The organism is Streptomyces sp. ID05-39B (assembly GCF_033794725.1).
GTDB lineage: Bacteria > Actinomycetota > Actinomycetes > Streptomycetales > Streptomycetaceae > Streptomyces > Streptomyces bobili.
In genome coordinates this window covers 33,895-60,460 of record NZ_JARGEF010000002.1, presented here as the reverse complement: position 1 = coordinate 60,460, position 26,566 = coordinate 33,895, and the positions used below count along the sequence as shown (strand labels likewise).

Genomic DNA, 26,566 nt, shown 5'->3' with positions numbered 1-26,566 from the left:
CAAGCGGCGCTGACCCAGATCGGGGCCGGCACCGTCACGGAGGCGCTTGCACTGTGGGGGGACGTCCCGGCCATAAGCCGGGCGTCCACCGCGGCTTCCTGGCTCAGGCGGGCCATCACGCTGGTGATGAGTCGCAGGCGCCAGAGTCGGGACCTTGCCCGTGCGTACTACCGCCTGGCCCGCGCACTGCGGACCGGGACGACGGTAGCTGATCCGTACCATCCCGAGCCCACGTACATCACGCTCGATGTGCTGCGCCGGGAGTTCGCCGAGCTGGCCGGAAGCCCTGAGAGCCCCCAGGAGGGGCCCACGGGAGACGACCCTGCCAGCACCCCGGACTCCTCCTCGTCGGCCGCGACCAGCCAAGCTGGGGAAGCTGACGAGGAGGCCCTCGACGCCTCTGCTCAGGCAGAGGAAGACGAACTCGACCGCATCCTGGTCGAGGAGATCGAGGGTCTGCGCGAGGCCGAGGAACGGATCGAGCGCGAGGCCGAGGAGGAGCTCCGCACCGTGCTGGAGGCCCTTGGGCCGGCCAACCTCCAGAAGAAGGTCGACATCATCGACAGCGCCAGGAGCGCTGACGAGGTCGACGGCCTTCGGGAAGAGGCACACCGGCAAGCCGGTGCACAGCAAGCCGCAGCCGCTGAGCGCGTTGCCATGAACGGCGGACGCTCAACGGTCTGGAACCACACGCAGCGCGACCGCCGAGCCCTCGGCTACATCAGACTCTCGCGTACCGGCACCCCTTGCGGGTGGTGCGCGATGCTCATCTCTCGTGGTCCCGTCTACCGCTCCTCCGCTTCGGCCGAGTACGCGGACGGCGACAAGTACCACGACAACTGCCACTGCTACGCGGAGCCTGTGTTCTCGCGCGAGCAGTACAGCAGCTCGTCTACGTACGAGCTGAACCGCCGGTACGAGGAGCTGTGGCCCAAGGTCACACGCGGCCTGTCCGGTAAGGCGGCCGTGTCCGCCTGGCGCCGGTTCATCCGGCAAGAACAGAAGGCCGCAGCCCAGGAGGCTCGGCGATCCATCACGAGCGTCCAGGAGGCGTGAGAGTGCCCGAGCAGGAATCCACCGAGACCAGCACCGAGACCACCACGGAAGAGACCGTCGAGACGCCCCCGGAGGGCGAGACCCCCAAGGGCGAAGAGACGGAGTCGACCGAGGAGAAGGCCGAGGAGACCGTTCCCCCGGAGGTGCTTCGAAAGAAGCTCACCGACGCGAACGCCGAGGCCGCCAACTACCGCACCAAGCTCCGCGAGACGGAGGCCGCACTCTCCAAGGCCAAGACGGTCGAGGAGTTCGAAGCCGCCACATCCGAGCTGCGCGGACAGATCGAGACGCTGGAGCGGACGATCCTGCTCAACACCGTGGCAGCAAAGTTCGAGCTGCCGCCCGCCCTGGCCAAGCGCCTGACGGGCACCACCGAGGCCGAGCTCCTGGCGGACGCGAAGGAGCTCCAGAAGCACCTCGCGCCGGCCACTCCCGGAACGCTCGGCGGAGGACTCGACCCCGACGACGGAGGCGACGACTTCGACCCCGTCAAGGAAGCTCGGGCGGCACGCAAGCGCCGCTACTGACCCATCCCCCGGTGTGCAAGTGACGCACGCCGAGCCTCCACGCATCCTCAACTGAACGGAGAACCACTCAGTGGCTTACACCGAACACGACGTCGTCAAGCCTGAGAAGATCGCCGCGACCGCGGCGGTCGCTCTCGAAGAGTCTCTGGTCGTTCCCGCGGTCTTCCAGCGCGAGGGCATCGACCAGTTCAAGGGCACCAAGGACGACACCATCAACGTGAAGGTCGAGGGAGTCCTCCCCTACCGCACGTACGGGTGGCGCAACGACCGCACCACCGAGATCCAGTTCGACACCTACTCCGAGCGGACCATCGCGGTCAGCTTCGGCGGGGACGTCTACTCGGGTGTGCAGCTCACCGACGAGCAGAACGAGATGGACCTCCAGGGCTGGGCCAAGCTGATGGCCAAGCAGACCGAGGCGGTCGGCAAGGGTCTGGAGTACCAGGCGGTCGACTACCTCCTGAGCGCCCCCTACCAGGTCACCCTCGGTGGCGCGGTCTCCGGTCGCTCCTTCCGCAAGACCCTGATCCGGGCGCGCGAGGTGCTGAACAAGTTCCGCGTCCCCAAGGAGGGCCGCACCCTCCTGGTCGGTTCCGCCTGGGAGAACGAGCTCCTGGCCGACCCGGACCTGAACCTCGCTTCCAACGTCGGTGACGCCGAGGCGGTCTCCGCGCTGAAGGAGGCGACCCTCGGGCGCCGGTACGGCTTCAACATCGTCACCTCTGACGAGCTGCCGGCCGACTTCGCCGTGGCGATGGTCTCGTCCGCGTTCATCTTCGCGACCGGTGCGCCCAGCGTTCCGCAGTCCGTTCCCTTCGGCGCCTCCGCGTCGTACAACGGCGTCGCGCTGCGCTGGATTCGTGACTACGACTCCACGCGCCTGATGGATCGAAGCATCGTGAACACGTACAAGGGATTCCGCGTCGTGACCGACCTCCTGGTCGGCCGTGACGAGCAGACCCCGAGCCAGGGCTTCGTCTCCACGCACGAGCACTTCGTGCGCGCGATCAAGCTCGACCTCGACGCGACCGCGGACGTGCTGCCCGACCCGGACGGCCCGGACGCGAAGCAGCAGGAGCTCGCTGCGATCACGGGTGTCGCCGGCACCGCTGACGGCGCTGGCGTCTGATCGGCCGAGTGAGCGGGCGGGGTGTGCAAGTGTCGCACCCCGCCCCTCCTCGTGAGCGACGAGAAGGAGACCAACCATGGCGGACTTCGCCACACTTGACGAGCTGAAGGCCCGCCTGGACTGGACGCTCGACGCTGACGAGGAGCGCATCGCTACCTCAGCCCTGGAGGACGCCTCCGACCTGGCCCGCACGCACGCGGGCCGCGAGTGGCCGGACGCCGCCTCCGCCCCGCGCCTCGTACGGACCCTGGTCCTGAAGGCGTGCAAGCGGCACATGAACAACCCCTCGGGCTACACACAGTCCCGAGCCGGCGACGAGACCTTGGGCTGGAACGACGACCAAGGCGAGGATGCCGGCACCGTCTACTTCACGAAGGACGAGCGCGAGATGCTCGCCGAGATCGGCGGCAGGAAGCGCGGCCTGTGGAGTGCGGAGATCTCCGCCTGGAACAGCCGCATACGCCCCGTCGCGGCCGGCCTGGTCCCGGTTGCCCAGCCGACCTCGGACTCCAAGCCGTTCCCCCTCTTCGCTGATGAGGTGGATCCCTGGTGAGCTCGATGCAGCGCAGGCGCGGCCTGAAGGCGAAGGTCTGGAAGACCTCGATCCAGACGGACAACCGCGGCAACGAGGTCTTGGTCGCCGATGCGGACGGCCCTTACGAGGTGACCTGTGCACTGATCCCCCAGCGCTCCGCGCGGGCCGAGGTTCCTGGTCAGCAGCAGATCAACATCACCCGCATGATCGTGGACGCTCACATCGAGGGCGTCACTCTCTGGTCGCGGGTCGAAGTGCTCGGCTCCGTCTGGGACATCGTGACCCCGCCGGCCTATCACCACGGCGAGCGCAGGACGCGGCACTGGTCGATCGATATCCGCGAGAGGCCGAGCTGATGGCCGAGCTCTACTGGAAGCCTGGGAAGGACGAGAAGGACCGACTGCACAAGCTCGTCGCCGAGCTCGACGGCGTACAGGAGGAGGTCTGGGAGCGAACCTTCCAGATCGCGGCCAAGGCTGAGGCCCTCCTGGTCAAGCGCCGGGCCGAGGGTATCGCCCGCATCGACATGGCCAAGGGCGACATCGACGGCTACGTGGTCCTCGAAGACACCAACCGGACCAACACCGGCTCGGACAAGGCCAGCTCTAACTCTGCCGCCTCGATCGAGTTCGGCCGCAGCGGCTACGAGGTCGAGCTGGTCAACGACCAGGGCCAGGTCGTCAAGGAGTACGAGGTCGGGCCGGCTGAGGGCCTCTTCATCCTCACCGAGGCGTCGCACCTGCCGAAGAAGCAGCGCAGCCTCTCGGTCCGGAAGAAGAAGGTCCGGATCAAGATCGAGAAGAACAAGAAGCGTGGCGGGGGTCGAGGCTGATGGCTGGACTCCCCCCGGAGATCAAGGCGCTCGCCGAGCTCTCCCCCGTCGAAGACCTGATGCTCGCGGTACTCCGTCAAGGACTGCCTGGCATTCAGGTCAACTCGCTGATCGCCAAGAGCCAGACGTTCCCGCTCGTACTTGCGCGCCGCGACCCGTCCTTCGGGGCGTGGAGTGGCGACACCCGATTCCTCGACGCGGCCCGCGTAGCAGTCCACTGCTTCTGCGAGGACCCCAACGGCGACGAGGACGCCTCCATCCTTTCGGAGGCTGTCCGTGTCGTGCTGCGTGACGCCTGGCTGAAGCAGAAGGTCTACCCAGGCCTGGGCCACATCACGCGAGTTGACCTCGCTTCCGCTCCCCGTCGACAGACGGACTGGGCCACCTCTACGGGGCCGGTCCAGTACGCCGACCTGCCGACCGGTGTCTGGCGCTATGAGGCGACCTACGACATCGAGATCCGCAAGCCGCGCTCCCGCCCCTACCCCCTTCCGTAAGGAGTCCCCTTCGTGTCGCTGAACGACGCCGCAACCCTCGTCATCGGGAACGGTAACTACCTCACCGCCCCGACCGGCACCGACATTCCGTCCGACCTCCTGGCCCCGGCCTCCCCCTGGGACAACGTCGGCCACACCAGCCTGGAGGACATCTTCTCGATCACCTCCGAGGGTGGCGAGGCCACGGTCATCGGTTCGCTCCAGAACAAGTCCCTGCGCACGAAGTACTCGGCCAGGACCGAAACGATGACATTCACTTTGCAGCAGTTCGACGTCGCCGGCCTGAAGCTGTACTACGGCGCCAACGCGCCGATCCTGCCGGACGGTTCGGTCGGTGTCCCGGTCGAGCCGACCCCCACGGTCTGCGCCTTCCTCGTCGTCTTCGTGGACGGCGAGAACCACTTCGCCTTCTACGCCCCGAAGGCCGAGATCTACCGCGCGGACGACGTGTCCTTCGGTGACACCGAGTCCCTGGCCGGCCTGCCGCTCGGCGTGAAGCCGATGGCTCACGGCGCGAACAACTGGACGTACGCGATCACCCCGCTGGGCTCGGTCGCCGCGACCGGCGCGACCGCTGGCACGCCCGGCTCCTTCACTCCGTCCGGCTCGGTCGCCCCCGGCGACATCACCGACCTGACCACCGTGACCGCTTCGCCGGCCACCGCCTGGACGACCGGCCAGTACGTCGTTCTGGGCGACGCCACCGAGGCGCACTGGGACGGCGACTCGTGGGAGTCCGGCCGCAAGGTCTGATCCTGAACTCCCCGGCTGTGTAAGTGACGCGGACCTCCTTGCACAGCCGGGGCCCCTTCGGGGGTCCCTTCCTGATGGTCCGCACCGTTCGACACCCCCTACGACCTGGAGGTCCGCAACCCCATGGCCCAGTTCTCTCTCGATGACATCCGCGCCGCAGCCGACGCGAAGTACAGCTCGACCGACATCGAGGTGGACGAGAAGACCACCGTCCACCTGCTCAACCCGCTCCGTCTGCCCAAGGAGAAGCGCGAGAAGCTCATGCACCTCCAGGACGAGCTCGACGCCGAGGGCTCGGATGTCGACCAGGAACAGCTCCTGGCCGACGCGATCCGGCTGGTGGCCGACCATCCCAAGAAGGCGGAGATCCTCCTGTCGGCGGTCGGCGACGACCTCGCCGTCCTGGCCCAGATCTTCGAGACCTACGGCAAGGGCGCCCAGGTGGGGGAAGCCTCGGCCTCTGCAAGCTGATTGACGAGTACGGGGAAGGGCTGTACGCCGACCTCCGCTTCCATTACGGCGTTGACCTGGTGGACGTGATTGAGGGGCGCGGCCCTTCCCCGTACTTCGTCATGGCGCTTGTCCGGAGGCTGCCTGACACATCCCTGACCGTCGCTCTCGCGTCGGGCGGCAGGGAGCACTTCGGGTGGGGCATCGACCGCCACCTGAAGGCCGATCTCTACGACGCGCTCAACCAGAACACGCGGGCGACGGGCCAGTGGGGCAAGGGCAAGGCGCCCAAGATCCCAGCGTGGCCGCGCCCGAAGGCGCTGAAGAAGCCGACCAAGTCCGACGGCCCGAAGAAGGCCGGCAAGCGGGTCTCCGTGGCGGAGATCTACAAGAGATTCACAGCCCGGAGGTAGCCCATGTCAGCAGGGCAGGTGGTCGGTCGCGTCAGCGTTCGCGTGCTTCCCGACACCAGCGACTTCCGCCGCCAGGCGGAGAAGCAGCTCGATCGGATCGAGAAGCAGCTCAAGCCGATCGCCATCCATACGCGGCTGGACATGACCGGCTTCACCCGCGACATGATCAAGCAGATCCGCGAGATCAACCGCGTGAACCGCACGAGCGACAGCCGCAAGATCCGCTTCCAGACCATGCTGTCCACGGCCGGCATGGTCCAGGAGGTCAAGAAGGCCGTCCGTGCACTCCAGGCCCGAGCGGACACTGGCGACAGGATCGAGTTCAAAACCCAGCTCAGCACTGTTGACGTTGATCTCAAGATCAGCGACCAGTCCCTGCGGGACATGACCGACCAGCTCAAGGACTGGCGGGACCGTAACTCCCCGCTGAAGATCCAGATCGAGCCGGACGTCGCAGCCGCGGCGAGTGCAGCCACTTCGGCTCGCCTCGGGCTCCTGACCCGCCCGCGGACGGTCTCGATCATCCCCACGCTGAACGACGCGGCTGTCGCCAAGGTGGCCGCCTCGCTCGCTGCCCTGTCGGGTATGCGCGTGGTGAACAACATGTTCGAGAAGTTCGGGAACATCCTGAAGAACCTCGACAAGAACGTGCCGATCATCGGCACCATCGCGACCGCCATTGCCGGCCTGTCCGCGTGGGGCCTCGCAGCGGCCAGCAACCTCTTCGCACTGTCGGCCTCGCTCGCGCAGATCGGAGCCGTATCGCTCACGCTGCCCGGCCTCCTGGGCGGCTTCGCGGTCGGCATCGGCGTCACGGTCGCAGCCCTGCGGGACTTCAACAAGGAAGTTCCCGAGTTCAAGGCCGCGCTGTCGCAGATGCAGAACCAGATCAGCGCGAACTTCTGGGAGCAGGCCCGCCAGCCGATCCGCGACCTGGTCGACAACCTCCTGCCTCGCTTCGCCGAGGGCTTCCGGTCCTCGTCCACCGCGATCGGCAAGTTCTTCGGCGCGTTCGCGACCGACCTGACGTCCGCACTGGACCCCGGCCTGGTCGACAAGATGTTCGGCTACCTCAACGAGTCGATCACGACCGCGACCGGCGGTACTAAGACCTTCGCCTCGATCATCGCCCAGCTCGGCGAAGTTGGCGCCTCCTACCTGCCGAACCTGGCGGGCTGGTTCGTCAACATCTCCAAGGAGTTCGACGCCTGGCTGAAGAAGAAGGGCGAGATCGGTCTCAAGAAGGAGATCGACGAGGGCATCCAGTCCCTGAAGGATCTCGGCGGAATCCTCTTCGAGACGGGCGGCATCTTCGCCGGGCTCTCGCGCGCCGCGAACGAAGCGGGCGGCTCCTCGCTCGGCATGCTCCGCCAGACGCTGAAGGACATTCACGCCACGGTCGACTCGCCTGGCTTCCAGGCCGGCCTCGTGGACGTCTTCAAGGCGGCCCACCAGGCGATGAGCAACCTGTCCAAGCAGGCAGGGCCGGCCGTGAAGAACCTCTTCATCGAGCTCGGCAAGCTCCTTACGACGGTCCTGCCGATGGCGGGAACGATCATCGGCACGGTCATGGGCGCCATCTCTGGCGCTCTGTCGCAGCCGATCGTGACCAGCGGCATCACCACTGTGTTCGCTGGCCTCCTGACCGCGGTTCAGATCCTCGCTCCCGCGATGGCTCCGCTTGGGCAGGCCCTCGGCGCGCTGATGCAGGTGGTTGCCGCCATGCTCCCGGCCTTCGCGGCCCTGGTGAGCGCCGCCATCCTTCCGCTTGCCGGCGCCTTCTCTCAGCTCGCGCCAATGATCATCCCGATCGTCCGGCTCCTGGCCGGCGAGCTGACCTCCGCGTTCGAGATGCTGGCTCCGCTGATTCAGCAGATGGTTCCGATCGTCGGCCAGTTGCTCGGCACTGCATTCCAGGTGCTGGCGCAGATCCTCCCGGTCGTCAGCCAACTGCTCGGCAAGGTCTTCAAGATCCTCGGCCCGATCGTCGCCCAGCTCGCTGGAGCACTGGGGCCGATCCTGGCGTCGATCGGCGGCTACATCACTCAGGTCATGGCCGCAGCGATGCCGCTCGTCGAGCTGGGATTGAAGATCATCGCTTCAGTCCTGAAGCCGCTGATCCCGATGGTCCAAGAGGTCATCACCAAGTACATGCCGAAGCTCGCAGACGCGTTCACGCGCGTCTACGCGGCCCTTCAGCCGTTCCTTGAGGCACTGCTCGCGCTGGTGAACTTCCTGATGCCGATCCTGGTCCCGGTCCTCGGGTTCATCATCGACATCCTGGCCGTCTCGCTGGTCGCCGCAGTCAACGGCGTGGCCCTGGTCTTCGAGGGACTCCGAGAGATATTCGTCGGCGTCTTCGACTACCTCTCGGGCTGGTTCAAGCTGTGGTGGGGCCTATTCAAGGGCATCTGGGACCAAGACTGGACCATCTTCCAGGAGGGCTGGAGCCAGCTCTGGGACGGCGTCTGGGGCATCGTCAAGGGTGTCTGGGACACCATCGTCGGTGCGCTCGCGGTGTTCCTGAACATCGGAATCCTGGGCGCGGCCGGCAAGGCGATGTCGGGCCTCAAGAGCCTGTTCACCTCCGCCTGGAAGGCGATCACCGACCTCTTCACCGGTGCCTTCGCCGCGATCCGCGGGTACGTCACCCTGTTCTTCACCGGGGCCAAGACTCTGGTAGATGACGGGATGAAGGCCATCGGCCGGTTCTTCTCAGCCGGCTGGACCGCGATCACCAGCTACATCCGAGTGTTCTTCACGGGCGCCAAGCAGCTCGTCATCGACGGCATCAAGGCCATCGGGAAGTTCTTCTCGGACGGCTGGAGCGCGATCCGTACGACCGCGTCATCCGGGCTCAGCTCACTGGTGTCGACGGTCTCGACGTGGATCGGCAAGGCCGCAGCCAAGGTGGGCGAACTGCCTGGCATGGCGAAGTCGGCGCTCAGCTCGATCGGCTCCGCGCTCCGCAGTGCAGGCATGGACCTGATCCGCGGATTCATCGAAGGCATCAAGGCCAAGGCCAGTGACGTCGCCTCCGCAGCGATGGACGTAGCCAAGAAGGCAGTCGACGGAGTCAAGGGCTTCCTCGGAATCCACAGCCCGTCGCGCGTCTTCGCCACCCTCGGCGACTTCACAATGCAGGGCTTCCTGAAGGGCCTGGAGTCGAACTACGACACCGTCCGCAAGTCGCTCAGGGGCCTCGCGTCCGAGATCGCCAGCACGGACTTCGCCCTCCCTGACATCGGCACCGTGAGTGCGTCCAGCGGAGTCGCGTACGCGGTGAACGCCGCGCTCGACGGGTCGGCAGCCGCCGGCACCACGAAGGTACTCAACTACTACGCAGCGCCGGGTAGCTCGCTCGGGTCCGAAGAGGATCTGTTCGACGCTTCCAACCGTGCGCGGTTCGGATGGTGATGCGGTAGATGCCCAAGCTGCTCCTGAGCAGCGAGACGGACACGCTCGACCTCAACGAGATCATGGACAAGGGCCTGGGCTACCAGGCCAAGACGGGGGTGACAGGCTTCGGCCTGCCCCCCGTCTCCGTCCAGTGGCTCGAAGGGGCCGGCGATGGCGCCACCTTCCGGAGGCGCCGCGTCCTGACGCGCGACATCGACATACCCCTGGAGATCCTGGCCAGGGATCGACGACACCTCCAGGAGCTCACTGACCGGATGGCCCTCACGCTGGCCGGTCAGTGCACGCTCACCCTCCTCGACGACGACGGCACACGCTGGACAACGGACGTACACCGCACCGGCGGAGGCGAGTACGCCTACGGCGTGGACACGACCGGCGAGCGCGAGTTCCAGACCGTCATCACCTTCCGCGCCCCCGACCCGTATTGGACCTCCTCGGAGGCGCAGATCCGATCCATCGGCGGCACCAGTGCGGGCGCCTTCCTGGCGAATCTGTCCTCCGTCGCGGTCTCCGCCTCGCAGGCGATCGGCGAGATCCAGCTCGATAACCGCGGCAACGCGGACGCCTACCCGATCTGGGAGATCACTGGACCGGGCCGCAACTTCCTTGCGGTCTCCCCCGCGAATGAGCGCCTGGCCTGGTCCGGCACGCTGACTGCAAACCAGCGCCTGATCATCGACACCCGCAAGGGCACGGTCGTCGACCAGGACGGCGACAACCGCTACGCCGAGCTCGACGTAGCCCCGCGGTTCTGGACCGTCAAGCCTGGCCTGTCCACCGCGACCGCCCAGCTCGAAGACGTCTCGACCGCCTCGAAGATCACCTGCTCCTGGCGGCCACGGAAGTGGATGGTGGTCTGAGTGAGGCTGGAAGACATCACGGTCGAGGTTCGCGACAAGTCCCTGGCTCGTCGCGGCCTCGTCCGGCCCGAGGAACTCCAACTGGAGGCCACGGACAACTTCAACGGCGTCGGCACCTGGAAGCTGACGCTGGGCGCCGAGCGCCCGCTGGCGCAAGTCCTGCGCCAGCCCGGCGCCGGCCTCATCATCACCGGCCCCAACGACGTCCTCATGTCCGGGCCGATGGTGAAGGCCGAGTTCGCCGCTACACAGGAGGACCCTGGAGGGTCGATCACCTTCGAGGGCGTGTCCGACTCGATCTGTCTTGCGGACGCGCTCGCCTACCCCGACCCGACCAACGCGAACGGCGCCAGTCAGACGAAGGCGCACGATGTTAGACAGGGCAAGGCGGAGGATGTCATGCACTCCTTCGTCATGGCCAACATCGGTCCGACAGCCCCCGCGGAGCGCCGCAAGACACACCTTGTCGACGGAGTGAGCGGAGGGCGCGGGCCGGCCGTCATCAAGTCCGCCCGCTTCCCTGTTCTCGGCAACCTCCTGACCGAGCTGGCCCTGTTGGGCAATCTCGGCTTCCGTGTCGTGCAGTCCGGATCGAGCCTGGTCTTCGAGACGTTCGAGATCACCGACCGCACCGCGCTGATCCGGCTCGACGTGGCCAACGGCTCCCTTGCCGGACAGCGCGTTGCCATCTCCCCGCCCGGCGTCACACGCGCCATCGTGGCCGGTCAGGGCGAGCTCACAAAGCGCCAGTTCCTCCAAGTGCAGACGCCTCAGTCTGTCGAGGCAGAGGCTGACTGGGGCCGACGCATCGAGCAGTTCATCGACCAGCGCAACACCGACAAGTGGGACGAGCTCCAGCAGGCCGGCGACGAGGCGATGGAAGACGCCGGCTTCACAGCCGTCAACGTCCAGGTCGTCCCGATGGAGGACGGAGCCATGCGCTTCGGCCACGACTGGCACCTGGGAGACAAGGTCTGCGTGATCGTCGAGGACCAGGAGCTGGTGTCCAACGCGACCGGCATGGTCCTGAGGGCCAACGCCGAAGGCTTCCGCGTCGGCGTCTTGCTCGGCGACCCGACCGGCTTCTCCGTGGGCGCGGCCCTCTCGAAGCGCGTGACAACCACCGAGGCCCGTGTCTCACAACTGGAGCGGTCGTCAGACGTCGGCGCCGCTGGTGACAACCAACTCTTGTCGATCATGGGGGTGTACTGATGGCTACCGCGCCCAGGGCGTTCTATCGAGGGCAGCTCCCCACCGAGGAGAGCATCGTCTACACGACGCCCTCGACCGGGCAGGCGATCATCACGGACATCGTCGCCACGAACATGGACACGACCAGCGCGCTGATCGCCGTGAAGATCAACGACGTTCCCCTGCTCGCGAACGTCGGTATCCACCCGAACGGCGTCTTCACGATCCGCCTTTCGCAGGTGCTCGAACCCAACGACACGATCAGCGTTCAGGGCAACTCGGCCACGGCCTACGCCCACATCAGCGGAGTGGAGGTCGCGTAAGTGGCGACAACGTACTACCCCTACGACAACGGAACCGTCGGCCCCACCGGTCCGGAGGGTCCGGCCGGCCCGGCTGGCGCCGCGGGCGCCCCCGGCGTCGTGCAGTCGGTCAACGGCAAGTCTTCCGCGGCTGTCGTGCTCGACGCGGCCGACGTCAACGCCCTGCCGGACGCCGGCAATGCCCAGCTCGACGGCCAGTACCTGTCCCTCAACACAGCAGCCGGCACCGTCCGCGCCTTCACCTGGAAGACGGCTGGCGTGGACCGCTGGCAGGCCCAGGCCGACGAACTTGCCGAGACCGGCTCGGCTGCCGGCTCAAACTTCCGCCTGACCGCCCGCAACGACGACGGCTCCTTCAACAAGACCGTCATCTACGCCCGGCGAGACACCGGCCAGATCGCGTTCAACACAACCGCGCCGCACGGCTCGGCCGACGTCACGTCCGCTGGCGCCATCGGCATCAAGGACCAGGCCGGCGACCCGGCGACCGTCTCGGGTGGCTCCTTCCTCTACTCCAAGTCCGGCGTCCCGTACATCAAGAGGGCGGACGGCACTTCCTTCCAGATCGTCAGCGGCATCGAGTGGTCCAACCGAGGCGCCGCCAACGGCGTTGCCTCGCTGGACGCATCGGTGAAGGTGCCGATCACTCAGCTCCCCGATCCGTCAATCCCGTCCGGCTTCACGCCGGAATCCCTGGGACTGAAGGCGTGGGCCGGCGACCCGGACTTCTGCGCCTCGGGCTTCAGCTACACGGGTGTGGGCACCGGCCGCATGTCGGCGGTCTACGTCAACCGCACGATGACGGTCTCGAAGATCGTGTGGCACGTCTTCAGCTACGGAGGCGGCCTACTCGCCGGCTCCTGGGCCGGGATCTACGACGGCACGGGCGCGCGCGTGGGCTACACGGGCGACATGAGTACAGCGACGTACGAACCCGCCGAGCAGGCTGCCGCGGGTGGCGGCTGGTCCTCCTCGGACCTGACGGCTCCCGTCACGCTGACTCCCGGCGTGTACTACGTGCTGTGGCGCTGGAACTACACAGCCTCCCCCGTGGACGGTCCGGGCCTGGCGCGCTACGAGAGCGCGTCAACCTGCCAGAGCGTCATGGGTCTCGGAACGACCATCTGGCGGCACGGCTCGTACTCGACGACGGCCACTACCGCGCCGACCTCCGTCACCGTGTCCAGCTTCCAGCGGGACCCGATCCGCTTCTGGGTCGCCCTCGCGTAAGGAGGTTCACAAGTGGGGCTCCTGCTCCCCGGCTACATGCCGCGCGGCGTCGTCGCTGTCCTGAACCTGCTCCAGGCGGACACCACGGCTGCCGTAACCACAGAGACGATGGCGTATCAACTGCCGTTCGTCGCAGCCCCGAAGCGCATCTATCGGGTGCACCTCGGGGTCTACATCGTGGACACCAACACCACGGGCGACGGCACCGCAACGTCCTTCCCTGCCAAGAACTCGGCCGTCATCAGGGCGCGATGGGCCCAGGGGTCCTCAGTCACCATCACGGGCACGCCCTTCGGCGCCTCTCGCGCCACCGTGTTCAACGACGACAACTCGACGGCCGGCAGCGCCGACTCCACCTTCTATCTGTTCAACCCGCCGGCCGGCCAGGTGACCGTGGGCGTCTCCATTGCACCTGTCCGTGCCGCGGCGACGTACGGGGCGGTGTCCCTGTCGCCGAGCACGGGCTCTCACCTGGTCATTGAAGACGTCGGCCCGTACGCCGAGTAACTGACCCCTCAACTGAAGGAGGACCCCCCGCGTGTCCATCAGCTCCTACCCGTTCGACGGCCAGGCCGTCTCCGAGGGGCAGTACAGCTACCTCTTCCGCGAGCTGTCCTCTCACTCCGGTATCGCCGACTCGGTTGGCGGCACCGGCTTCAACGTCTACGGCGACAGCTCAGGTATGCAGGTCAAGGTGAACGCCGGCTTCGCGGTCGTGCGCGGCCACGCCGTCCAGTCGACGGCCACCGAGACTGTGACCATCGCGGCGGCCAGCGCAGCGCAGCGCTACGACCGGGTTGTCCTGCGCCTGGACCCCACCGCCAACTCCATCACCCTTGCCGTCGTGCAGGGCAGCTCTGGCGGCAGCGTCCCGGCCCTGACGCAGACCGACACGGGCGTCTACGAGCTCCCGCTGGCTGTCGTCACCGTTCCGGTCGGCGCTGCGACCATCTCGGCCGGCAACGTCGTCAGCGAGCGGCGCTTCCTGGGCAACACGGTGGGCGGCTGGACGACCACGACTCGCCCCGAGAGTCCGCGAGTCGGCCGGCTCGGGCTGAACACCTCGACGAACTCCTGGGAGTTCTGGGACGGCACGCAGTGGAAGGATCTCGCTCCGACGATCAACTGGGCCACGATCGAGGGCCGGCCCGGCAGCTTCGCGCCGACCGCGCACACGCACCTGTGGGCCGACATCACCGACAAGCCCTTGACCTTCCCGTCCAGCCCGCACGGGCACGACTGGGACGACATCACCGGCAAGCCCACCACCTTCGCCCCGTCGACCCACTCGCACGCCTGGTCCACGATCACTTCCAAGCCGGCGACCTTCCCTCCGAGCTCGCACGACCACAGCCAGTTCGTCACGTCCAGCGAGACGATCGCCTGGGCCAACGGCACCAAGCGCGTGCACAACGACTCCGTCTCAGGGTCCGGCACCTACTACGCGGTGTGGGTCCAGGGTGACGGCACCTTCGCGCGGAACACCTCCTCGATCAAGTTCAAGGAGAACGTTCGCGACTATGAGGTGAACGTCGACGCGGTCCTCTCCCTGAACCCCAGGATCTACGACCGCAAGGACGTCTTCAGCGACAAGGGCGACCTGAGGGAGGGCCAGAAGGACGAGGTCGGCCTGATCGCTGAGGAGGTCGCCGCGCTCGGCCTGACCTGGATGGTCAACTACCTGGACGGCGAGATCGACGGCCTTCGCTACGACCTGCTCGGCGTCGCGCTGATCCCGGTCGTCCAGCGTCAGGCCCAGCAGATCTCCGCCCTGGAGGGGCGCCTGGCCGCCCTGGAGGCTGCGCAGTCGTGAGCATCCTCGGCATGGACCCAAGTGTGCAAGTGTCGCTAGTGACAGTTGGGGGCACCATCCTGGTCACCCTGCTCGGCATCGGCGCCGAGCTCATGCGCCGCCAGATGAAGGCGATCGGCGAGGTCGCCGACAACGCACAGGAAGCCCGCGACCAGGTGTCCAACACCCACTCGACGAACCTGCGCGACGACCTGGACGCAGTGGCCAGCCGCATCGACCGCGTGCTCGCGCTCCAGGAGATGCACAGCACGGAGATCGCCGGCCTCCGCGCCGACATCGCACACGAACGCCGCGAGCGCCTCGCCGTGGCCGAACGACTCGATGACCACGTGGCCGCCACCGCGGCCTGACAGACAAGGAGACCAGTTCAGTGACTGCGCACATCTACCCGAAGGCCGACGCGTCGAGCCAGTTCTTCCACAAGGCCTACCCCGGCGACACGATGAAGCCGAACGTCATCGTGCTGCACACCACCGAGGGCGGCTCGTTCCCCTCATACGGGGGCGGCGGCTCCGCGCCGAACTTCACCATCAAGGTCGGCATCGTCCGCCAGCACTTCTACGCCAACGAGTCCAGCCGGGCCCTGCGTAACCTGGCGGGCGGCGTGCAGACCAACACGCTCAACGCGATCCAGATCGAGCTCGTCGGCACCTGCGAGAAGGGTGGGCCGGGCCTGTACTGGCCGGACGCCGAGGACGACGACCTCGCGCCCCTGGTCGACCTGATCGACTGGCTCACCGACGAGTACGACGTCCCGCTGGTCGCCACCTCGAAGCCGTGGCTGAGCTACCCGACGAGCTACGGCTCGCGGAGTGGCCAGCGGATGAGCTTCGCCGAGTGGGAGGCGTTCAAGGGGATCTGCGGCCACCAGCACGTTCCGGAGAACGACCACGGCGACCCCGGCAACTTCCCGATCAAGCGGCTGATCGAGCTGGTCAAGGCGAAGAAGGGCAAGCCGGCCACCCCGGCGCCCGCGCCCGCGCCCGCCCCGGCACCCAAGCCGCCGGCCAAGAGCACGATCGTCGCCCTGAATAGCGCGGTGAAGCCCGGCGCCAAGCACGCCCAGGTCAAGGAGCTCCAGCAGCTCCTCGTCAAGGCCGGCTACGGCCCGATCAAGGGCGCGTACACCACCTACTACGGCCCCGAGACCGAGAAGGCCGTCGCTCGGTTCCACAACAAGAACCCCCACCTGCGCTCGGCCGGCAAGAGCTACGACCCGGCCATCGGCAAGAAGGGCTTCGTCGAGCTCCAGAGGGAGGCCGGCCGCAAGTGAGTAAGCACCGGAAGGTCACAGAGAAGGGCCTGGGCGCTATCGCTCGGGCCCTTCCTACGAAGTACAGAAGCAAGGCCGGGCTGGTAGCCGCCACCCTCGGCGTGCTCCTGTCCGTCGCGGCCGTGGTCGGCACCGATCACCCCCAGGTGGCCCTTGCGATCCAGGCCCTCACCGCCTTCGGTTTTGTCGAGCAGTCCGACTCGGAATGAGAGAACGCCCCCGCTAGCTTCGTGCTGGCGGGGGCGTTCTTGTCGTCTCATGCCTTCTTTGAAGCCTCGATCTCCTCCAGGCTCACGATCTTCGGCCTGCGCCGCACGGGCACCGCCTTCTTGGTGGCTGGCTTGCTGGCGGCCCTCCGCTTCGGCACTACAGGGGCCGGCTCGGGCTCCAGCTCGGCCTCGGGCGCCTGCTCCTCCTCCAGCTCGACCTCTTCCAGCCACTCCTCGAACGGCTCGGCGTGCTCCGCACACAGATCCTTGGAGATGCTGCGGCCGTCGCTCGCTGTGATGGTGTAAGTCTTCGCGGGGAACTTCTTGTCGATGTCGCAGGCGAGCACTTCGACCTTGAGCTTCATGCGTCCTCTCCGGTGTGCATCTTGGTGTGACGCCCACGATACTCGTGCGCAATTGACCAGCGCAGCGTAGTGTGGAAGTGTTACACGGTCCTAAGATCACGAGAGAGAGGAGACGCATGGGTAAGCGCAAGATCCAGAACGAACAGGAGGTCATCCGCTGGTTCGAGGAGGGCAAGACGTACCAGTGGATGATTGACGAGTATCAGCGGAAGTACGGCATCAAGACCGTCCCGTCCATGTGGGGTAACTTCCGCAGCCGACGGGGCCTCGATCGACGGATCGTGCGAGATGACGAACTCATCCCCTGGTTCGTGAAGGAGGAACATCGCTGGGCCTATCCGCTGGCGATGCTCCGGACAGAGGCTCGGCACCGCGCCGGCAAGGAGCTGACCGAGGGGGACCAGGCCCGGCTGACCTCCTGGAAGGAGATGCTGGAGACGGAGAACGCGGTCGTGCACTACGACCCCGAGACGGAGGCAGGCTTCCATTACATCCCTCGACAGGAGGGCGACGACGACATCATCCATCGCCCCAAGGAGAAGACCACGCCTCGCCCGAACGCCGACAAGGAGTAACCTGGTAGTCGCAGGTACCAGAGCCCCCCGCAGTGCTAGTGCGGGGGGCTCTGGCTTGTCCAGATTAAGGGGATGTTAGGTGAATCCCAAATTTGTTCAATGTTTTGTGCAACCATCTGCACACCCGTGGAGTCGTACCGTCCGGATGTGATGATTCGGTGACGGTCAGCGAAGATTCAGTAAGCGATTGCTTGACAGGGTGTTCATGGGTCAAGCAAGATGGATCTCGCCAGCGACACTTACACAGATGGGGGGCGCGTACTTATGCCAAACAGGTACAGGCTTGGAGATGGCCCCACCGACACCCCCGGTGGCTGGAAGGGTACCTACGAGAGCGCCGACGGCCTAATAAGCCTCCACTACGACACCGAAGCGTACGACTTCCACATCGACGCCAGGGAGGGCTACAAGCCCGGAGCCATGAAGGCCCTGCTAGAAGGAGCGCGCAGTGGCTTTGGCCTGAGACTGCTAGACGAAGACGAGATGGAACCCGAGATCCTGGAGGACGGAACTATTCGACTGTATCTTGCACCGATCGCGGCGCAGGCCGGCGCCCGACTGTGCCTGGTGGCCGCGTGACCCTGAACCTGATGGAGATCCCGCAGCAGGCCAAGCCGCTGCACCCGAACCTGTCGGTCCCTCGCGACGGCTGGGGCAGGCCCCTGGTCGTCCCCCGCGGCGGCGGCAAGCCGAAGGGTCACACCCGCACCACGACGTTCATCGACTGCATCGAGGACAAGTCGAACATCGTCGACTGGAAGACGCGCAACGTGCTGATCGGTGCCGCCAGGCGGCCCGACCTGGCCGACAAGGCGCGAGAGCTGGATCCCGAGGACGCGGCCGACAAGAAGAGGCTGAACGCCCTGGTCGAACAGGCTGAGGATGCGGCCGGCGCGAACGAGAAGTCCCGCAAGGGCACCTACCTGCACGACCTCTCCGAGTACGTAGACCGCGGGGAACCGCTGCCCAAGACGATCTCGGGCGCAGACCTGGACGACATGGCCGCGTACATGATGGCCACCTCCGTCCTGAAGGTGATCGCCGTCGAGCAGTTCGTCATCGTGCCCGAGCTGTCCGTGGGTGGCACCTTCGACCGGCTGTGTGAGTACGAGGGCCCCGGTCCGGACGGCAAGCCGATCGCCGGCAACTTCATCACGGACACCAAGACGGGCAGCATCGAGTACGGCCGGCTGAAGATGGCCGCGCAGCTCGCGACGTACTCGCGCGGTGAGCTGTACGACCACACGAAGTTCCCCGCGCCGGACAAGGACGACAAGAAGGCGTTCGCGGCCTGGAAGAAGCAGGAGTTCACCGCCGAGCAGGCCGCACAGGCTTACTCGCCGCTGCCTCCTGTGAATCCGGACTGGGGCATCATCGTCCACTTGCCTCAAGGGCGGGGGGTGTGTAACCTGTACTGGGCCGACCTGAGGATCGGATGGTCGCTGGCGCAGCTTGCACTCACCATCCGCCAGGCACGCTCGACGAAGGGTGCAGTACTGCCCTTCGTGACGCAGGCCACATGAACTGAAGTTGACACACTTACACCAAGGTGTGTAAGTTGAACAACATCACCGAGAGAGAGGGGGGCCGATGGCCCACCGGAAGCGGAACCGGACGAAGTGCTGCTACGACTTCATGGATCGCTCCATGTGCGACGAGCTGACCGAGGACGGATTGTCCCAGTTCTGCTGTGGGTGCGGGCGCCTGTATCAGGAGCCGAAGAAGCGGGGATCGAGAGAGGGGCAAAACACCAAGTGAAGGTCACCATCAAGTACGGCAAGGGCTACGACGACTCCTGGGTCGTCTTCGAGGGGTCAGTCCTGGAGATCAGGACGGACATCCTCGACTACTTCGGGATGGACCCCGAGACGCAGCGCGGGCTCAGCCTGAGCTCGATCGTCGTCAACGCCACGAACCTCGCGCACGGCAAGGGCCTGATCGCCACGTCGCTGGGCGGAACGGTCGTTGAGGAGACGAAGACCGAGCCGACCAAGCCCACCGACGACCCGTGGGCGGCTGCGGCCAGCCAGCAGTCCGCACCTGCGGCCAGCAGTGTAAGTGTCGCAGAGCCTGCGAAGGAGGAGCCGAACGCCTGGATTCTCGGGGAGATCGAGAAGCAGACAGCGATCCCGGCCCTCAAGAAGCTGTGGGCCGACAACCAGTCCTTCTTCGCTGACGCGTCGGTGATGGCCGCATGGAAGGCGAAGGGCAAGGCCCTCCAGGCGGCCGGCTGATGAGCCGGAAGTCCAGCAACGGGGAGGACATCGCGGTCATCATCACGCTCCTGCTGGGAGTGATCGCGAGCATCTGGATTTGGACCTCGGCCCCCTGCGGGCTGTGGTCCTGGGGCAAGGTCGGCGACATGCCGGCCCGCTGCCTCAACAAGTAACACCCATCGCACCGTAACTGCCCGCGTGGGCAACGAACGAAGGAGATCAACACAGTGGCAGCTCTCAACATCATCGACATCCCGATCCAGGGCGGCGGCTGGTTCAAGCCGAAGGACAACCTCAACGCGGTGGCCATCCTCCTGGAGGTCCACTCCTACGAGTCGCAGCGCCCCACCCCGAACGGCCCGAAGAACTCCGTCCTCGCGGACGTGACCATCTTCCAGGACGCCGCCTCCCTCGCGGCCGGCACCCCGCAGGTCACCAAGGGTCAGAGGATCGAGCAGACCATCCTCGCCCGCGACCTGGAGACCATCGTCGGCGGCGCCACCATCGTGAGCCTGGCGCAGGTTCCCCCGACCAAGCCCGGCGCGCACCCGGCGTGGGTGTGGCGTCCGATCACCGACGCGGCCGTCCGTAACGCGGTCATCGCGTACGCCGCGAAGCGCGAGGAGGCCGCGGAGGCGGCACTGGCGGACGCCCCCGACTTCGACTGACCTGACTGTGTAAGTGTCGCAACGAGCAGGAAGGAGGTACGTGAGCGGGCGCCAGCCCGCAGGAGGGAGGGTCGAGTGAGACCTTCGAGAGATGAGTGGGCGCTCGGCATTGCTGCCGAAGTGGCCACGATGGCTGACTGCACACGGGCCCAGGTGGGCGCCGTGATCCTGAACCGCCGCAAGCGGCTCCTGGGCGTGGGCTACAACGGCCTGCCGCCCGGTATCCCCGGCTGCAAGACGGCCGGCAACTGCCCGCGAGGGCGCCTGTCCCGCTCCGAGTGTGAGCCGGACAGCGACTACGCCAACTGCGCGGCCGACCATGCCGAGCGCAACGCGATCCGAGACGTGCTCGACAAGGGGTTCCACCCCGACGAGCTGAAGGACGCGACCCTCGCCGTCACTCGCAAGCCGTGCCCGGCCTGCCAGACCCTGATCGAAGCCGTAGGCATCGGGCGCGTCGTCGTCCAAGGAGAGGAGGACAGCAAGTGCTCACCCCCGGAAGGTCCCTGGCGCTCCATGCTGCAAGCGGCCGTGAACTCCCGCGCGTAGAGGCGTTCGACGACCTGTACGCCATGGGCGTGAGGCCCAGGCATGGCGAGGTCGTCATGGTCGCCGGCCGCTCGGGCACGCAGAAGTCGGGCTTCGCCCTGTTCTGGGTAGCTCAGATGAACTTGCCGTCGCTGTACTTCTCCGCGGACATGTCCGCCTTCACGGCGAGCTCGCGCCTTGCCTCCATGGCCACGATGGACACGACCGAGATGGTCGAGGCCGGCATGGCGGAGGGTGGCAAGTACAGGCAGGCGTACATCGACGCGCTGGCCGACTCGAACATCACCTTCTCCTTCGGCTCCCCCATCTCGTGGCGGGCGGTCGACGAGGAGCTGGAGGCGTACGTCGAGCTGTGGGACCGGTACCCCGAGGTCATCGTGTTCGACAACCTGATGGACTTCGAGGGCGCCGAGAGCGACTACACCGAGCAGATGGCGGTGATGCAGGGCTGCACCGAGCTGGCCCGTCACACGGGCGCAACGGTCATCATCCTGCACCACGCGAGCGACAAGAACTGGGAAGCCAAGACCAACCCCTGGAACCCGCCTTCGCGCGACCAGGTCAAGGGTGGCTTGTCGGAGAAGCCCGAGCTGTCCCTGTCCGTCGCGCTCGACCCAACGTCGCTGGCGTACCACGTCGCCTGCATCAAGCAGCGCATGGGCCCTTGCGACCCGACCGCCCAGCGGTACGCCACGATGATCTGCCAGCCCGAGTACACGCGCTTCAAGAAGGCGGAGAAGCGGGAGATCATCCAGTCCGCCAAGGCGAAGCCGGCCGAGGAGTGGAGCCCGACGAAGGTTGCCCTGACAATGGGATCGTAGTGTGATAGTGTCGCAGAACATCGCCGGGCGCCAGCTCGGCTCACCGAGAGGGGGTTGTGCAAGTTGAGCAACAGTATCGCAGCGAGGAACCGGCGCAACAAGCGCAAGGGCGCCGACTGGGAATCGGACCTGCGGGATGGCCTGCGGGGTGAGGGCTTCGATGTCGAGTCCCTGCGCCTGGCCGGCAAGGAGGACGAGGGTGACCTGGTCGTCCGTGAGGGCGACGGCAAGTACCTGGTCATCGAGGCCAAGAACGCGAAGTTCGAGCCCGGCGTCTTCCTCGGTGAGGCCATCGTCGAGCGCGAGAACTTCGCCAAGCACCGCGGCCTGGACCTGGACGACGTCGAGTCGATCGTGATCGTCAAGCGCCGGGGCAAGAACTGGCGGCAGGCGTTCGTCCTCACCACCGTCGAGGACTATCTCGGGCTGGACCCGCAGTGACAGCGCCGCTGGCCGCGCTTCAGGCCGCCATCGACGAGATGATCGAAGAGGTGGTGCTCGTCGGATGGCTGTACGAGGTCATGGCCTTCGAGGCGTTCCTCGACCTGCTCAACGACCCGGAATTCGACGCTCACTTCCTCTTCGCGTGGGAGGAGCGCCTGGGGGTCGACTTCTCCGATCTGGAGGAGTGGATGCTCCCGTGAGATTCCACCGCATCGACTCTGACCGCAGCGGAGGTACCGACTCCAAGCCGACGCTCGATGCGGTCATGCACCACTTCGACGTGGACTTCAACGACCAGCGCAACACGGGCATGGCCAAGTGCCCGCTGCACGACGACAACACCCCCTCGTTCTCCTACCGGATCGACGAGGGCCTGTGGAACTGCCACTCCTGCTCCAACGGCGGAGACAGCTTCACCCTGATCGAGAAGTACCACGAGATGCAGCTCGGCAAGGCGATCGACTTCAAGCAGGCCAAGGCGTACGCCAAGGAGCACGGCCTGGAGGAGGGCGCGGTCGCCAAGGAGACGAGCTACACCAGCCGCTACGGGGGCGGGCGCCGGACCCCCAGCAAGGCGGCCGGCAAGAAGCCAGGAGGCGGCTACGTGCCGGCCTGGAAGAGGAAGTAGAAGGAGGAGAACAGCTTGGCCGAGCACGAACCGCTCACGCCGCTCTCGACGTCCCAGAAGGAGATGCTGGAGGAGGCGGTAGCCACCTACCAGGCCCACCTCAACGCCGAGACGGCCACCTACCTGCTGAAGCGAGGTATCGGGCGGGACGAGGCCCTGGCCTTCCGGCTCGGGATCGTCGCCGACCCGGCGCCGGGTCACGAGAAGTATCGCGGGATGCTCGCCATCCCCTACCTCGGCCGCGACGGGCAGCCGCTCACCGTGCGCTTTCGCTGCCTGAGCGAGCACAACCACCGCGACTACTTCCATGGCAAGTACAACACCATCAAGGACGACACCCCCCGCATGTTCAACGTCGGGGCCATCCATCGCGCTCTCGACGAAATCCACGTCACCGAGGGCGAGCTCGACGCCATCATCCTGAACAAGCTGGGCCTGCCGGCTGTCGCCATCCCCGGCGCCAACATGTGGTTCGGCCGGCACCGAAGGATGCTCGCCGGCTTCAACCGCGTATGGAGCTGGGCCGACCCGGACGACGCGGGCGCCGAGCTCACCGGCAAGATCACGCGCGCTCTGCGCTCTGCCAAGGCAGTGCGGCTGAAGGCCGACGTGACCGACACATACATGGCACACGGGGCCGAGCACGTGCTCTCCCTCGTGCAGAAGAAGGAGGACTGACTCAGTGGCAGACGAGACGACCGAGCAGGCGCAGAAGAAGACGCCCCGCAAGCCCGACCCGATGACGCAGCTCCTGAACGAGCTCAAGGTCCAGATCAAGGCCGTGGAGAACTGGGACGTCAAGGGCATCCCGGCCGGCCGTATCGAGCAGTACGACCGCCGCGCCTCGGCCTGGGGCCGGCACTACGGACAGAACGGCACGCTCGACGGGCTGATTCTCTCGCTCGCCTTCGAGGCCCTGGCCTGCTACCCGCAGGAGCGCCGATACTCCCTCGTCCAGCTCGCCGCCGCAGCGCTGCTCGCGGCCGAGAAGCTGGAGCCGGGCAAGTGAACGGCGACGAGGAGCAGTTCATCTCCCCGGAGGACCGGGAGGGCGGCGAGGTTGCGGCCTCCCCCGAACTCGTCGACCACTTCGCGGGCGTGAGCCGGGCCGCCTCAATCGTGGGTGACCTGCGAGAGGCCCTCCGCAAGGAGGGCTTCACCCGCAAGGAGACGTTCGAGCTGGTCAAGACGTACTGGGCCGCGGAGATGGGGGTGTTCGACTGATGACCATCGACTTCGACTTCGAGCTCGACTGGGACGAGATCCCCGAGGAGCGCCCCATCCTTCACGCCGGCAAGGAGCCGGTCAGCGAGCAGCCTCACGTCCTGGTGGTCGAGGAGGACCCGGATGACGGCTTCACCGTCATCCACACCCACGACTGCCTCGACCGGTGGGGCGACGTGGGGTGCGACGTCTCGTGGAACGAGGACTGGGTCGGGCTGGACCTGTTCTTCCACCGCGCCGACGTCGAGGCCGGCGACAAGACCACGGATGGCCTCCTGGTCGGCCGGTACTGGGTCCAGGCATGGCAGTCCGAGTATTACAGCTACGCGTACGGCACCACCGAGTACGACCACGGCGTCGCGCTCCTCTACCCGGAGGAGGGCGAGTGAGCGATCTGCCCGGCAGGCCCGGCCCCCGCCTGGAGGCCATCTACGAGGCCCTGAGCGAGGACGAGAAGGCGGCCCTGGTTCAGGTACTCATCGAGCGCGCGATGCCGGCAGAACAGCTTGCGGCGCTCCTCTCGCACCACGGCCGGTCCGTCTCGGCCTCCACGATCCGTACGTACAGGCGCTCGTTGCGCAGAGAGGGGGTGACCAGTGTCTGAGCTCGTTGACGCACTGCTCGCCAAGCCGACCGCCCCCGCGGTCGCCGGCCGGAAGACCGACCCCGAGAAGGACTTCACCCGCCAGATCGAGGTGAAGGGCGACAGCGCGGACGTGACCGTGCGCGCCGAGACGTTCGAGGAGACCGAGTCGGCCGCGACCGACGTGCTGCGCGGCCAGGGCCTGGACCCTGCCGAGTGGACGGTCACGGGCTTCCGCTCCTCGGAGTGGACGATGGCCAACGGAGACACGGGCGTATCCACGCGCTTCTCCTTCGCCAGACGTGTAAGTGTCGCAGAGGTGGAGCGTCCCCCGCTCGATGACCTCCTGGCCGCGATCGAGGCCCATCCTCTCGTTCACGTCCGCGAGAACCGCGAGCTTGGCGAGCACTCGTTCGTCGTGGCGCTCGGGGACATGCAGTTCGGGAAGATCGACGGCGATGGAGTGGAGGGCACGCTCCAGCGGACGATCGACTGCCTGGACGAGGCCGCCGCACTCCTGGAGGAGTACCGAGCCCGCTTCGACATCGAGCACGTTCACATCGCCTGGCTCGGTGACCATACCGAAGGCTTCGTCTCGCAAGGCGGAGCGAACACCTGGCGGACGCAGCTCACGCTCAACGAGCAGATCCGCCTCACTCGGCGAGTGATGCTCCATGCGCTTCTCCTGTTCGCTCCGGTGGTCCAGCGCCTGACCATGGCGGCCGTCCCCGGCAACCACGGCGAGGCTGTCCGATTCATGGGCAAGGGTGTGACGCGGTACGACGACAGCCACGACACCGAGTCCCTGATCGCCGTCAAGGACGCGGCCGACCTGAACCCCGAGCGGTTCAGTCATGTCGAGTTCTACGTCCCCGACACGGACGAACTGACCGTCGTTGTCGAGTGCTCGGGCACGGTCGTGGCCCACGCTCACGGCCACCAGTTCAGGCCGGGCAAGCACTTCGACTGGTGGAGGGGGCAGGCCTTCGGGCGCAGCTCGGCCATGCATCAGGCGGACGTCTTGCTCGCCGGCCACCTGCACCACGAGTTCATCGAAGCGGACGGCCCGCGGACCTTCATTCAGGTGCCGTCGATGGAGTCCGAGTCCACATGGTTCCGGCACAGCAAGGGCTCGGAGGGAGCTCCCGGACTGATCGTCGCAGTGACCAAGGACGGGCGCGTGCCCGTGAAGGAGGTAGTCAGCCAGTGAACATCATCGAGATCACCAACGCCTACGAGAGCGCCGAGGAAGCGCGGGCCGACTGGAGCCTCACAGAGGACCCCGAAGTGCAGGCCATCGCCCGCCGCGCCGCCCGCGGAGCCAGCACCAGCTACGGCCTGACCCTGGAGCCGGAAGACGCCTACCAGGAGGCCCTCCTCTTCATCGCGACCAGGCCGGATCGAGCCAGGACGGCCTACGACACGGGCCCCGGCGTCCTGCACACGTGGATCGGCCAGCGCCTGCGCGACAAGCACCTCACGGAGGCGCGGCGCCGCTCGGAGCACAAGTCCTGGGAGGTCAACCAGGACCAGCTCGTCAGCCAGGGGTACTGAGTGGCGGGAGGCTACGACCGCGCGACGGTCGAGCGCACGCTCCCGGCGGTCTGGGACCCCAACTCCGCGTACGGCATGAAGAACGACCTCGCCCCCGATGCTGACATGCCCAAGGGTCACGTCGACAAGAAGAAGGGTTCGAACTTCCCGGCTCAGCTCGCCGATGTGCGACGGGCTTGGGAGGTGGCGCCGCTCTCGCTGGTCGAGAAGCAGGCGGTGTTCCTGCACTACGCGCTCGACACCCACGACGCCGACATCGCCTCCTTCCAGGGGGTGACTGACCGGGCGGTGCGCTACCGGGTCGAACGGGGCGTCGGCAAGCTGACTGCCCACCTGAACGGCGACCGCTACATCGACGGCTACGACCAGCTCGACGAACAAGACGTGTAAGTGTCGCAGGCGGTAGCCCTTCGGGGCTGCCGCCTTGC

40 protein-coding genes are annotated in these 26,566 nt (G+C 66.6%); 39 read left to right on the top strand and 1 reads right to left on the bottom strand.

What is annotated here, in order from left to right:
* Positions 1 to 126: 126 nt before the first annotated feature.
* The 20 genes from P1P75_RS01090 to P1P75_RS00995 all read left to right on the top strand — a co-directional run bounded on the left by P1P75_RS01090 (position 127) and on the right by P1P75_RS00995 (position 16,511).
* Complete coding sequence (locus tag P1P75_RS01090) at positions 127 to 1,056, top strand: hypothetical protein (protein ID WP_319251000.1); 930 nt, start codon at positions 127 to 129, stop codon at positions 1,054 to 1,056.
* 2 nt (positions 1,057 to 1,058) lie between these two features.
* Positions 1,059 to 1,583 carry a hypothetical protein gene (locus tag P1P75_RS01085; protein ID WP_319250998.1) on the top strand — a complete coding sequence of 175 codons (525 nt, stop codon included), beginning with the start codon at positions 1,059 to 1,061 and terminating at the stop codon, positions 1,581 to 1,583.
* Between the two features lie 70 nt (positions 1,584 to 1,653).
* Complete coding sequence (locus P1P75_RS01080; RefSeq protein WP_319250997.1) at positions 1,654 to 2,712, top strand: hypothetical protein; 1,059 nt, start codon at positions 1,654 to 1,656, stop codon at positions 2,710 to 2,712.
* Positions 2,713 to 2,788: 76 nt separating this feature from the next.
* Positions 2,789 to 3,265, top strand: coding sequence for a hypothetical protein (locus P1P75_RS01075; protein ID WP_319250995.1), 477 nt, complete (start codon positions 2,789 to 2,791; stop codon positions 3,263 to 3,265).
* Between the two features lie 5 nt (positions 3,266 to 3,270).
* Positions 3,271 to 3,603: a phage head-tail adapter protein gene (locus tag P1P75_RS01070; protein ID WP_319251123.1), complete on the top strand. Its 333-nt coding sequence runs from the start codon at positions 3,271 to 3,273 to the stop codon at positions 3,601 to 3,603.
* A complete protein-coding gene (locus tag P1P75_RS01065) occupies positions 3,603 to 4,079 on the top strand; it encodes a DUF5403 family protein (RefSeq protein WP_319250993.1) in 477 nt (158 codons plus the stop codon). Before P1P75_RS01070 ends, P1P75_RS01065 begins: the two co-directional genes overlap by 1 nt.
* A complete protein-coding gene (locus tag P1P75_RS01060; RefSeq protein WP_319250991.1) occupies positions 4,079 to 4,576 on the top strand; it encodes a hypothetical protein in 498 nt (165 codons plus the stop codon). The genes P1P75_RS01065 and P1P75_RS01060 overlap by 1 nt, the downstream gene beginning before the upstream one ends.
* 12 nt (positions 4,577 to 4,588) lie before the next feature.
* Positions 4,589 to 5,329 carry a hypothetical protein gene (locus P1P75_RS01055; RefSeq protein WP_319250989.1) on the top strand — a complete coding sequence of 247 codons (741 nt, stop codon included), beginning with the start codon at positions 4,589 to 4,591 and terminating at the stop codon, positions 5,327 to 5,329.
* 123 nt (positions 5,330 to 5,452) lie between these two features.
* A complete protein-coding gene (locus P1P75_RS01050; protein WP_319250988.1) occupies positions 5,453 to 5,800 on the top strand; it encodes a phage tail assembly protein in 348 nt (115 codons plus the stop codon).
* Positions 5,801 to 5,859: 59 nt separating this feature from the next.
* A complete protein-coding gene (locus tag P1P75_RS01045) occupies positions 5,860 to 6,192 on the top strand; it encodes a hypothetical protein (RefSeq protein WP_319250986.1) in 333 nt (110 codons plus the stop codon).
* Positions 6,193 to 6,195: 3 nt separating this feature from the next.
* Positions 6,196 to 9,609, top strand: coding sequence for a hypothetical protein (locus tag P1P75_RS01040; RefSeq protein WP_319250984.1), 3,414 nt, complete (start codon positions 6,196 to 6,198; stop codon positions 9,607 to 9,609).
* Between the two features lie 8 nt (positions 9,610 to 9,617).
* The gene (locus P1P75_RS01035; RefSeq protein ID WP_319250982.1) at positions 9,618 to 10,472 is read left to right on the top strand and encodes a phage tail domain-containing protein; all 855 of its coding nucleotides are present in this window, start codon (positions 9,618 to 9,620) and stop codon (positions 10,470 to 10,472) included.
* On the top strand, positions 10,473 to 11,684 hold the full coding sequence (locus P1P75_RS01030) for a siphovirus ReqiPepy6 Gp37-like family protein (RefSeq protein ID WP_319250980.1): 1,212 nt from the start codon (positions 10,473 to 10,475) through the stop codon (positions 11,682 to 11,684).
* Entirely contained in the window at positions 11,684 to 11,986 is a 303-nt protein-coding gene (locus P1P75_RS01025) for a hypothetical protein (protein ID WP_319250978.1), read from the top strand. The genes P1P75_RS01030 and P1P75_RS01025 overlap by 1 nt, the downstream gene beginning before the upstream one ends.
* Complete coding sequence (locus P1P75_RS01020) at positions 11,987 to 13,216, top strand: hypothetical protein (RefSeq protein WP_319250976.1); 1,230 nt, start codon at positions 11,987 to 11,989, stop codon at positions 13,214 to 13,216.
* 12 nt (positions 13,217 to 13,228) lie between these two features.
* Complete coding sequence (locus P1P75_RS01015; RefSeq protein WP_319250973.1) at positions 13,229 to 13,723, top strand: hypothetical protein; 495 nt, start codon at positions 13,229 to 13,231, stop codon at positions 13,721 to 13,723.
* Positions 13,724 to 13,754: 31 nt separating this feature from the next.
* Positions 13,755 to 15,029, top strand: coding sequence for a tail fiber domain-containing protein (locus tag P1P75_RS01010; protein ID WP_319250971.1), 1,275 nt, complete (start codon positions 13,755 to 13,757; stop codon positions 15,027 to 15,029).
* A gap of 38 nt (positions 15,030 to 15,067) precedes the next feature.
* On the top strand, positions 15,068 to 15,379 hold the full coding sequence (locus P1P75_RS01005; RefSeq protein WP_319250969.1) for a DUF2746 domain-containing protein: 312 nt from the start codon (positions 15,068 to 15,070) through the stop codon (positions 15,377 to 15,379).
* A 20-nt stretch (positions 15,380 to 15,399) separates the two neighbouring features.
* Positions 15,400 to 16,302 carry a peptidoglycan-binding domain-containing protein gene (locus P1P75_RS01000; protein ID WP_319250968.1) on the top strand — a complete coding sequence of 301 codons (903 nt, stop codon included), beginning with the start codon at positions 15,400 to 15,402 and terminating at the stop codon, positions 16,300 to 16,302.
* The gene (locus P1P75_RS00995) at positions 16,299 to 16,511 is read left to right on the top strand and encodes a hypothetical protein (protein ID WP_319250966.1); all 213 of its coding nucleotides are present in this window, start codon (positions 16,299 to 16,301) and stop codon (positions 16,509 to 16,511) included. Before P1P75_RS01000 ends, P1P75_RS00995 begins: the two co-directional genes overlap by 4 nt.
* 47 nt (positions 16,512 to 16,558) lie before the next feature.
* Here the strand turns inward: P1P75_RS00995 and P1P75_RS00990 are convergent, their stop codons facing one another.
* Positions 16,559 to 16,876 (bottom strand): hypothetical protein, encoded by a 318-nt coding sequence (locus tag P1P75_RS00990; RefSeq protein WP_319250964.1) that lies wholly within the window; start codon positions 16,874 to 16,876, stop codon positions 16,559 to 16,561.
* 116 nt (positions 16,877 to 16,992) lie between these two features.
* Between P1P75_RS00990 and P1P75_RS00985 the strand changes: the two genes are divergently transcribed.
* The 19 genes from P1P75_RS00985 to P1P75_RS00895 all read left to right on the top strand — a co-directional run bounded on the left by P1P75_RS00985 (position 16,993) and on the right by P1P75_RS00895 (position 26,528).
* Complete coding sequence (locus tag P1P75_RS00985) at positions 16,993 to 17,451, top strand: hypothetical protein (RefSeq protein ID WP_319250962.1); 459 nt, start codon at positions 16,993 to 16,995, stop codon at positions 17,449 to 17,451.
* A 219-nt stretch (positions 17,452 to 17,670) separates the two neighbouring features.
* A complete protein-coding gene (locus P1P75_RS00980) occupies positions 17,671 to 18,030 on the top strand; it encodes a hypothetical protein (RefSeq protein WP_319250960.1) in 360 nt (119 codons plus the stop codon).
* Complete coding sequence (locus P1P75_RS00975; RefSeq protein WP_319250958.1) at positions 18,027 to 18,974, top strand: hypothetical protein; 948 nt, start codon at positions 18,027 to 18,029, stop codon at positions 18,972 to 18,974. The genes P1P75_RS00980 and P1P75_RS00975 overlap by 4 nt, the downstream gene beginning before the upstream one ends.
* A 231-nt stretch (positions 18,975 to 19,205) precedes the next feature.
* Positions 19,206 to 19,685 carry a hypothetical protein gene (locus tag P1P75_RS00970; protein WP_319250956.1) on the top strand — a complete coding sequence of 160 codons (480 nt, stop codon included), beginning with the start codon at positions 19,206 to 19,208 and terminating at the stop codon, positions 19,683 to 19,685.
* A complete protein-coding gene (locus P1P75_RS00965; protein WP_319250954.1) occupies positions 19,685 to 19,840 on the top strand; it encodes a hypothetical protein in 156 nt (51 codons plus the stop codon). Before P1P75_RS00970 ends, P1P75_RS00965 begins: the two co-directional genes overlap by 1 nt.
* 54 nt (positions 19,841 to 19,894) lie before the next feature.
* Positions 19,895 to 20,335, top strand: coding sequence for a hypothetical protein (locus P1P75_RS00960; protein WP_319250952.1), 441 nt, complete (start codon positions 19,895 to 19,897; stop codon positions 20,333 to 20,335).
* 75 nt (positions 20,336 to 20,410) lie between these two features.
* Positions 20,411 to 20,884 (top strand): deaminase, encoded by a 474-nt coding sequence (locus P1P75_RS00955; RefSeq protein ID WP_319250950.1) that lies wholly within the window; start codon positions 20,411 to 20,413, stop codon positions 20,882 to 20,884.
* A complete protein-coding gene (locus P1P75_RS00950; protein WP_319250948.1) occupies positions 20,821 to 21,705 on the top strand; it encodes an AAA family ATPase in 885 nt (294 codons plus the stop codon). The genes P1P75_RS00955 and P1P75_RS00950 overlap by 64 nt, the downstream gene beginning before the upstream one ends.
* 63 nt (positions 21,706 to 21,768) lie before the next feature.
* A complete protein-coding gene (locus tag P1P75_RS00945; RefSeq protein WP_319250946.1) occupies positions 21,769 to 22,146 on the top strand; it encodes a hypothetical protein in 378 nt (125 codons plus the stop codon).
* Entirely contained in the window at positions 22,143 to 22,349 is a 207-nt protein-coding gene (locus P1P75_RS00940; protein WP_319250944.1) for a hypothetical protein, read from the top strand. Before P1P75_RS00945 ends, P1P75_RS00940 begins: the two co-directional genes overlap by 4 nt.
* On the top strand, positions 22,346 to 22,777 hold the full coding sequence (locus P1P75_RS00935; protein ID WP_319250942.1) for a CHC2 zinc finger domain-containing protein: 432 nt from the start codon (positions 22,346 to 22,348) through the stop codon (positions 22,775 to 22,777). Before P1P75_RS00940 ends, P1P75_RS00935 begins: the two co-directional genes overlap by 4 nt.
* A gap of 15 nt (positions 22,778 to 22,792) precedes the next feature.
* Complete coding sequence (locus P1P75_RS00930; protein ID WP_319250940.1) at positions 22,793 to 23,455, top strand: toprim domain-containing protein; 663 nt, start codon at positions 22,793 to 22,795, stop codon at positions 23,453 to 23,455.
* A 4-nt stretch (positions 23,456 to 23,459) separates the two neighbouring features.
* Positions 23,460 to 23,786, top strand: a complete 327-nt coding sequence (locus P1P75_RS00925) for a hypothetical protein (RefSeq protein ID WP_319250938.1) — start codon at positions 23,460 to 23,462, stop codon at positions 23,784 to 23,786.
* Positions 23,783 to 24,001: a hypothetical protein gene (locus tag P1P75_RS00920; protein ID WP_319250936.1), complete on the top strand. Its 219-nt coding sequence runs from the start codon at positions 23,783 to 23,785 to the stop codon at positions 23,999 to 24,001. Before P1P75_RS00925 ends, P1P75_RS00920 begins: the two co-directional genes overlap by 4 nt.
* Entirely contained in the window at positions 24,001 to 24,390 is a 390-nt protein-coding gene (locus P1P75_RS00915; RefSeq protein WP_319250934.1) for a hypothetical protein, read from the top strand. Before P1P75_RS00920 ends, P1P75_RS00915 begins: the two co-directional genes overlap by 1 nt.
* A complete protein-coding gene (locus P1P75_RS00910; RefSeq protein ID WP_319250932.1) occupies positions 24,387 to 24,605 on the top strand; it encodes a hypothetical protein in 219 nt (72 codons plus the stop codon). Before P1P75_RS00915 ends, P1P75_RS00910 begins: the two co-directional genes overlap by 4 nt.
* A complete protein-coding gene (locus P1P75_RS00905) occupies positions 24,598 to 25,794 on the top strand; it encodes a hypothetical protein (protein ID WP_319250930.1) in 1,197 nt (398 codons plus the stop codon). The genes P1P75_RS00910 and P1P75_RS00905 overlap by 8 nt, the downstream gene beginning before the upstream one ends.
* Positions 25,791 to 26,138 carry a hypothetical protein gene (locus P1P75_RS00900; protein WP_319250928.1) on the top strand — a complete coding sequence of 116 codons (348 nt, stop codon included), beginning with the start codon at positions 25,791 to 25,793 and terminating at the stop codon, positions 26,136 to 26,138. Before P1P75_RS00905 ends, P1P75_RS00900 begins: the two co-directional genes overlap by 4 nt.
* Positions 26,139 to 26,528: a hypothetical protein gene (locus P1P75_RS00895; protein WP_319250926.1), complete on the top strand. Its 390-nt coding sequence runs from the start codon at positions 26,139 to 26,141 to the stop codon at positions 26,526 to 26,528.
* Positions 26,529 to 26,566: the final 38 nt, after the last annotated feature.